Source organism: Streptomyces spongiae, from assembly GCF_009377185.1.
Taxonomy (GTDB): Bacteria; Actinomycetota; Actinomycetes; order Streptomycetales; family Streptomycetaceae; genus Streptomyces; species Streptomyces spongiae.
In genome coordinates this window covers 1-8,597 of the sequence record NZ_VJZC01000433.1, presented here as the reverse complement: position 1 = coordinate 8,597, position 8,597 = coordinate 1, and the positions used below count along the sequence as shown (strand labels likewise).

Here is an 8,597-nt window from a genome sequence, read left to right as displayed (position 1 = left end):
GCCGGGAGGGGCCGCTCCTCCCAGTCCAAACGGAACATGGAGGTGCGCAGGTCGGGTGCGGCGGCGGGGGCGTCGGCTCGGCGCTCCGCCGGCCGCAGGACGACGGAGCGGGCGGTGAGCACGGGCGCGCCGGAGGGGTCGGCGGCGACGAGTTCGCGTGTGTCGCCGCTGCCGGTCAGCCGTATCCGCAGCTCGGTGGCCGATACGGCGTGCAGGGACACCTCGCGCCACCGGGCGGCGAGCAACCGCTCAGGCTCCGCGTCCTCGGTCCCGGCGACGAGGTGCGCGGCGTGCAGGGCGGCGTCGAGGAGCACCGGGTGCAGACCGAACCCGGCGTGTTCGCCGGTCTCCTTCGGCAACGTGACCTCGGCGTACAGGTGGTCGCCCTGCCGCCAGGCGGCGCGCAGGGCGCGGGCGGCGGCGCCGTGCTCCACACCGGCGTCGGCGAGTCTCTCGTACAGGTCGTCGACGGCGAGTTCGGTGGCGCCTGCCGGGGGCCACTGGGCCGCGGCGAAGCGGGTGGTGTCGGGGGCCGGGGCCGGTTCCCCGGGGTTGAGCCGCCCGTGGGCGTGCTCGGTCCACGCGGCGTCCGGCTCGTGGGCGGGCTGGGTGTGGCACCACACGCCCCGGCCGCCGTCGTCGCCCGGGGCGCCGATGCGGATCTGCACCTGGAGCGCGCCGTGATCGGGAACGGTCACCGGCTCGGTGAGGGCGAAGTCGGCCACATGCGGGGTGTCCACCTGGTCGCCGGCGCGTACGGCGGCCTCCAGCAGGGCGGCGCCGGGCAGCCGGACCGCGCCGTCCACGGCACAACCGTCGAGCCAGGGGTGCAGGGTCCGCGACAGGGTGCCGGTGAGCACCAGGTCCCCGGCCCCGGCGACCGGCAGTGCGGCTCCGAGCAGCGGGTGGTCGGTGGCGGCGAGCCCGAGTCCGGCCGCGTCGGCCGAGCGCAGGGATGCGGTGGGCCACAGCCGGCGCCGCTGGAACGGATAGGTCGGCAGGTCGGGCAGGCGCCGGGCGCCCGTACCGGCGTACAGAGCGGACCAGTCGACCGTGACGCCCTCGACGTGCAGGGCGGCGAGCGCGGTCACCGCCGACGCCTCCTCCGGGCGGTCGCGGCGCAACAGCGGTACGGCGACGGCCGCGTCGGGCGCGAGGTCGCCGACGAGGGAGGTGAGGCCGCCGTCGGGGCCGAGCTCCAGGAACGCGTCCGCGCCGGTGCCGGCGAGCGCCCGGACGGCGTCGGAGAAGCGGACCGTTTCCCTCAGGTGCCGCACCCAGTATTCGGGCGAGGCGAGGTCGTCGCCGGCCGGGGCGCCGGTCACCGCGGACACGAACGGGATGCGGGGGCGGTGGTGGGTCAGGGTGGCGGCGACGGCCCGGAAGTCGTCGAGCATCGGGTCCATCAGCGGGGAGTGGAAGGCGTGGGACACCTCCAGCGGGCGGGTGCGGCGGTCGCCGAGCCGGGCGAGGACGGCGTCGACCGCGGTCCCGGTGCCGGACAGCACCAGCGCGGAGGGTCCGTTGACGGCGCCTATGGCCACCTCGTCGGTGAGGAGGGGCCGTACCTCGTCCTCGGTGGCGGTGACGGCCACCATGACGCCGCCGGACGACAGTTCTCCCATCAGGCGGGCGCGGGCGGTGACCAGGGCGCAGGCGTCGTCGAGGGACAGGACGCCCGCGACATGGGCGGCGGCGATCTCGCCGACGGAGTGCCCGGTGACGTACTCCGGCGCGACCCCCAGGGATTCGACGAGGCGGTACAGGGCGACCTGGAGGGCGAACAGGGCCGGCTGCGCGTTCTCGGTGCGTCGCAGCTCCTCGGGGTCGTCGCCCCAGACGATGTCCCGCAGGCCGGGCGGCAGGTGGGTGAGCACCTCGTCGAAGGCGTCGGCGAACACCGGAAACCTGGCGGCGAGTTCGCGTCCCATGCCGGGGCGCTGGCCGCCCTGCCCGGAGAACACCAGGGCCGGGGTGCGTTCGGCGGCGGTGCCCCGTACGGCCTCGCCGTCGGCGAGGAGTACCGCGCGGTGGGTGAAGTGCGAGCGGGCGGCGAGAGAGCAGCCCACGTCGTGCGGGTCGTGGCGGCGCGCCCAGTCGGTCAGCGCGGCGAGCCGGGCGTCCAGGGCCTCCTCGGTGCGGGCGGACACCGGCCAGGGTGTCACGGCGGGTGTCCGGGCAGGCGTTTCCGGCTCCCTCTCCGGCTCGGGCGCGCCCTCGAGGACGACGTGCGCGTTGGTGCCGCTGATCCCGAACGCGGAGACGGCGATGCGCGGCGGCCTGCCCGTCTCGGGCCACGGCGTGGTGTCGGTGAGGAGGGACAGGGCGCCGGAGGACCAGTCGATGCGGCTGGAGGGGGTGTCGGCGTAGAGGGTGCGGGGCAGCCGGCCGTCGCGCAGGGCGAGCACCGACTTGATGACGCCGGCGACTCCTGCGGCGGCCTGCGTGTGGCCGATGTTGGTCTTCACCGAGCCCAGCAGCAGCGGCCGTTCGCGATCCCGGCCGTAGGTGGCGAGCAGGGCCTGCGCCTCGATCGGGTCGCCCAGCCGTGTCCCGGTGCCGTGCGCCTCCACGGCGTCCACGTCGGCCGGGGTGAGGCGGGCGCCCGCGAGGGCCTGGCGGATGACGCGCTGCTGGGAAGGGCCGTTGGGGGCGCTGAGCCCGTTGGAGGCGCCGTCCTGGTTGACGGCCGAGCCCCGCACGACGGCCAGGACCTCGTGCCCGTTGCGTTGGGCGTCCGACAGCCGCTCCACGACCAGCATGCCGATGCCTTCGGACCACACGGTGCCGTTGGCGTCGTCCGCGAACGCCTTGCAGCGGCCGTCGGGAGCGAGACCGCCCTGGATGCTGAAGCCGACGAAGCTGACCGAGGTGGTCATCACGGTGACGCCGCCGGCCAGGGCGAGTTCGCACTCGCCGTTGCGCAGTGCCTGGCAGGCCAGGTGCAGCGACACCAGGGAGGAGGAGCAGGCGGTGTCGACGGTCAGGGCCTGGCCCTCCAGGCCGAACGCGTAGGCCAGCCGTCCGGAGATCACGCTGGCGGCGAGACCGGTGCCGAGGTGGCCGCCGATGTCCTCGCGGGCGCGGGTGGCGACGTGGACGTAGTCCTGGCCGTTGGTACCGACGAACACGCCGGTGCGGCTGGCGCGCAGGGCCTCGGGGTCGAGTCCGGCGCGTTCGAACGCCTCCCACGACGTCTCCAGCAGCAGCCGCTGCTGCGGGTCCATCGCGAGCGCCTCGCGAGGGCTGATGCCGAAGAAGCCCGCGTCGAAGTCGGCGGCGTCGTACAGGAATCCGCCGCGGGTGGTGGCGCTGCTGCCGGGGCCGGTGCCGTGCAGGGTGTCGAGGTCCCAGCCGCGGTCGTCCGGGAAGGTGCCGGTGCCGTCGCGGCCCGAGAGCAGCAGTTCCCAGAACTGCTCGGGCGTGCTGACGTCTCCGGGGAAGCGGCAGGCCATGCCGACGATGGCGAGCGGCTCGTCGTGGGCTCCGGGCGCGGCCCGCTCGGCGATCCGGTCGGAGGTGGCGCCGTCGTCGACGAGTTCGGCGAGCAGGTGGCCGGCGAGCCGGCGGGGGCTCGGGTAGTCGTAGGCCAGGGTGGCCGGCAGCGGGAGTCCGGTGGCGGCGGACAGGCGTCTGCCCAGCTCCACGGCGGTGAGTGAATCCATGCCCAGCCTGCCGAACTCGTGGTCCGCGTCGACCTGGTCGCGGCCCCGGTGGCCGAGCACGACGGCCGTCTCGGCGCGCACCAGCCCCAGCAGGTGCCGTCGGCGCTCGTCCGGGCCGAGGGCGGCCAGCCGCGTGAGGAGCTCGGTTGCCAAGCCGTCGGTGGCCGGTTCGGTCCGGCGGCCCGGCGGGGCGACGGCGTCGCCGTCGGGCCAGTACCGCTCCCGTTGGAAGGGGTACGTCGGCAGGTCCACGCGGCGCGCCCCGGTGCCCGCGCACAGGGCGCGCCAGTCGACGGGGACGCCGGCGACGTGGAGGATGGCCAGCGCGCCGACCACGGCCTCCTCCTCGCCCCGGTCGCGGCGCAGCATCGGGGCGGCGACGGCGTCCCGCGGGCCGGTGGCGAGGACGATGCCGCTGAGCACGCCCGCCGGGCCGGCCTCCAGGAAGGCCCCGGCACCCGCCGCGCGCAGGGCGTCCACCGCGTCGGCGAACCGCACGGTCTCACGGGCGTGCCGCACCCAGTACTCCACCGAGCACAGTTCCTCGGGCCCGGCGATCCGGCCGGTGAGGGCCGACGCCACCGCGATCCGGGGCGCGTGGAACTCCAGCCCGGTCAGGGCCTGCCGGAAGTCGTCCAGCATCGGTTCCATGAGCGGGGAGTGGAAGGCGTGGCTCACGGCGAGGCGGGTGTGCCGCCGCTCTCCGAGGCCCGCCACGACACTGTCCACCTCGTCCTCGACACCCGAGACGACGACCGCCGTGGGGCCGTTCACGGCCGCGAGGGACACGCCGTCGGTGAGCAGCGGCCGTAGCTCGTCCTCGGTCGCCTCGACCGCGACCATGACGCCACCCGGCCGCAGCGCCGCCATCAGCCGGCCGCGCGCCGCGACCAGCGCGCAGGCGTCCGGGAGGGAGAGGACACCCGCGACGTGGGCGGCGGCCACCTCGCCGACGGAGTGCCCGGTCACGTGTCCGGCGGTGACGTCCCACGACTCCAGCAGCCGGAACAGCGCCACCTCGACGGCGAACACCGCGCACTGCGCGTGGTCGGTGCGGTTGAGAAGCGCCTCGTCCGTGCCCCACATAGCGTCCCGGACGGCGGCGTCGAAGTGGCCGAGGACCTCGTCGAGGGCGGTGGCGAACGCGGGGAAACGAGCGTGCAGTTCGCGGCCCATGCCGAGCCGCTGACTGCCCTGTCCGGGGAAGACGACGGCGAGGGGGCGGTCGGCGGCCAGACCGCGAGCGAGTTCCGTCGTGCCGTCGGGGTGAAGGACCGCGCGGTGTTCGAGGGTGGCGCGGCCGGCCAGCGTCCAGGCCACGTCGCGTGCGTCGAGTCCGTCGGCGGCCGAACGGACCCGGCTGATCTGGGCGTCGAGGGCGGCCTCGGTGCGGGCGGAGAGCACCCACGGCAGCAGGGCATTGGCCGGGGCGCGGTCCGGCTCCGGTGCGGCGGGCGGCTGTTCGAGCAGGACGTGCGCGTTGGTGCCGCTGATGCCGAACGAGGACACGCCGGCCCGGCGCGGCCGGCCGGTGTCCGGCCAGGGGAGGTTCTCGGTCAGCAGCCGCACTTCCCCGCCCGACCAGTCGACGTGCCGGGACGGAGGGTCGGCGTGCAGGGTGCGGGGCAGGACGCCGTGCCGCATCGCCATCACGGTCTTGATCAGGCCGGCGGCACCCGCGGCGGCCTGGGTGTGGCCCAGGTTGGACTTCACCGACCCCAGCAGCAGCGGCCGTTCGCGGCCCTGGCCGTAGGTGGCGAGCAGGGCCTGCGCCTCGATCGGGTCGCCGAGGCCGGTGCCGGTGCCGTGCGCCTCCACGGCGTCCACGTCGGCGGCGGTGAGCCCGGCGCCCGCGAGGGCCTGGCGGATGACCTGCTGCTGGGAGGGGCCGTTGGGCGCGGTGAGGCCGTTGGAGGCGCCGTCCTGGTTGACGGCCGAGCCCCGTACGACGGCCAGGACCTCGTGCCCGTTGCGTTGGGCGTCCGACAGCCGTTCCACGACGAGGACGGCGACGCCCTCGGACCAGCCGGTGCCGTCGGCGCCGTCACCGAAGGCCTTGCACCGGCCGTCGGCGGCGAGGCCCCCCATACGGGAGAAGCCGGCGAAGCCCACCGGGGTGGACATGACGGTGACCGCTCCGACGAGGGCGAGAGAGCAGTCGCCGCCGCGCAGCGCCTGCCCGGCGAGGTGCAGGGCGACGAGGGAGGAGGAGCAGGCCGTGTCGACGGTCAGGGCCGGGCCCTCCAGCCCGAACACGTAGGACAGCCGGCCGGAGGCGACGCTGGTGTTCAGGCCGGTGGTGGCGTGGGCCTCGACGTCGACGGCGGACTGCATGACGAGGGTGCCGTAGTCCTGGCCGCTGAGGCCGACGAAGACGCCGGTGCGGCTGCCGCGCAGGCCGCGCGGGTCGAGGTCGGCCCGTTCGAGCGCCTCCCAGGCGGTTTCCAGCAGCTGCCGCTGCTGCGGGTCCGTCGCCACGGCCTCCCGCGGGGAGATCTCGAAGAACGCGGCGTCGAAGTCGCCGGCACCCCGCAGGAATCCGCCGACCACTCCGTCGGCCGCGGCGACGCCGGTGTGCCGCTCCCAGCCCCGGTCGTCGGGCATGCCGGAGATGGCGTCACCACCGGCCGCGACGAACTCCCACAGGTCCTCCGGCGAGGTGATTCCGCCCGGGAAGCGGCAGGCCATGCCGACGACGGCGAGGAGTTCGTCTGTTCCGGACGTGCCGGACGCGCCGGACGTGTCGGACACAGTCGGCGCGGGGACGTCGCCGACGGCGCCCTCCTCGACGAGTTCGCCGAGCAGGTGGACGGCGAGGCGCCGCGGTGTGGGGTAGTCGAAGACCAGCGTGGCGGGCAGTTGGAGGCCGGTGGCGCCGGCCAGCCGGTTGCGCAGTTCGATCGCGGTCAGCGAGTCCACGCCGAGCCGGCGGAACTCGTGGTCGGCGTCGACCGCCTCGCTCGTGCCGTGGCCCAGTACGCCCGCGGCCTCGGCCCGCACGAGTTCCACGAGGTGGCGTCGCCGTTCGTCGGGCCGCAGTGCCGCGAGCCGGTCGACGAGCGCGCCGCGTGTCACGGTCCCGCCGCCCGCGGTGCGTCGTCCGGGCCGGACCAGGCCGCGCAGCAGCGCGGGTACGGCGACGGCCGGGGGCAGGGGCGCGCCGCCGACGGGCAGCGGCGCGAGGGCGGCCGCGTCGGTGGCCAGCGCGGCGTCGAACAGGGCCAGGCCCTGCTCCGCGGTCAGCGGCGGCAGCCCGAGGGCCGAGGTGCGCCGCAGGTCGCGGTCGGACAGGCCGGCGGTCATGCCGCCGCCGTCCTGCGCCCAGCCGGGCCACCGCAGCGACAGCGCGGGCAGCCCGTGTGCTCGCCGGTGCTCGGCGAGCGCGTCGAGGAAGGCGTTGGCCGCGGCGTAGTTGGCCTGGCCGGGGCTGCCCATCAGACCCGCGGTGGATGAGAAGAGCACGAACGCGGCCAGGTCCAGGTCGCGGGTCTCCTCGTGCAGGTGCCAGGCCACGTCGGCCTTGGGCCGCAGCACGGTGTCGAACCGGTCGGGGGTGAGGGTGTCCAGCACGCCGTCGTCGAGGACGCCCGCCATGTGGATGACGGCCGTCAGCGGGTGCTCGGCGGGGACGGCGTCCAGCAGGGCGCGGACGGCGCCGGGCGCGGTGAGGTCGCAGGCGACGACGTCGGCCCGGGCGCCGTGCGCCGCGAGTTCCTCGCGCAGTGCGCGGGCGCCGGGTGCGTCGGGTCCGCGGCGGCTCGTGAGCAGCAGGTGCCGGACGCCGTGCCGGGTGACGAGGTGGCGGGCGAGGAGGCTGCCGAGGCCGCCGGTGCCGCCCGTGACGAGGACGGTGCCGTCGGGGTCCAGGGCGGGCGGCAGGGTGAGCGCGAGTTTGCCGGTGTGGCGGGCGAGGCTCATGAAGCGGAACGCCTCGGCGGCCCGCCGCACGTCCCAGGTGCGCACCGGCAGGGGCCGCAGGGCACCGTCGGCGAACAGCCCGGTGAGCGCCGTCAGCATGCGCTGGATGCCGTCGGGATCCACCCAGCCCACGTCGAAGGGCTCGTAGCGGATGCCGTCGGGGACAACGGCGGTGTCGCGGAGGTCGGTCTTGCCCATCTCCAGGAACCGGCCGCCCGGCCCGAGCAGACGCAGCGAGGCGTCGACGAACTCGCCGGACAGCGCGTTGAGGACGACGTCCATGCCGCCCTCCCCCGCGACGGCCGTGAACCGGTCGGCGAAGCCGGTGTCGCGCGACGAGGCGATGTGGTCGTCCGCCACGCCCAGGTCGCGCAGCACGGGCCACTTCGGTTCACTGGCGGTGGCGAAGACCTCCGCGCCGAGGTGCCGGGCGAGCTGGATCGCCGCCATACCGACGCCGCCGGCGCCCGCGTGCACGAGGACCTTCTCCTTGGGCCTGAGGCCGGCGAGGTCGACGAGCGCCCGGTAGGCGGTGAGGAACACCAGCGGCACCGAGCCCGCCGTCTGCCAGGACCAGTCGGCGGGCACGGCGGTCAGCTGCCGTTCGTCCACGGCGACGGTCGGTGCGAACCCTCCGGCGACCATGCCCATGACGCGGTCGCCCGGCCGCCACAGCTCCGCCTCCGGTCCTGCCTCGACGACGACGCCGGCGGCCTCGGAGCCCAGCAGCCCGGCCTCGCCGGGGTACATGCCGAGTGCGCTGAGCACGTCCCGGAAGTTGAGGCCGGCGGCGCGCACGGCGACACGCACCTGGCGTCCCGTCAGCTCTTCGTGCCCGCAGGGCGTCAGGGCGAGCCCGTCCAGACTGCCGCGGTCGGTCACCTCCAGCCGCCACGGTCCGCTCAGGGGCGGGACGAGCCCGGAGCCGGACCCGCGGGCCAGCCGTCCGACCTTCAGCTCCCCGTCACGCAGAACGGCCTGCGGTTCGGCGTCGTCGAACAGGGCGGGCAGGGC

General features: G+C 75.7%; 1 protein-coding gene. It reads right to left on the bottom strand.

What is annotated here, in order from left to right:
- On the bottom strand, window positions 1–8,597 hold an 8,597-nt coding region (locus tag FNH08_RS37180; protein ID WP_152775937.1), incomplete at both ends, for a type I polyketide synthase.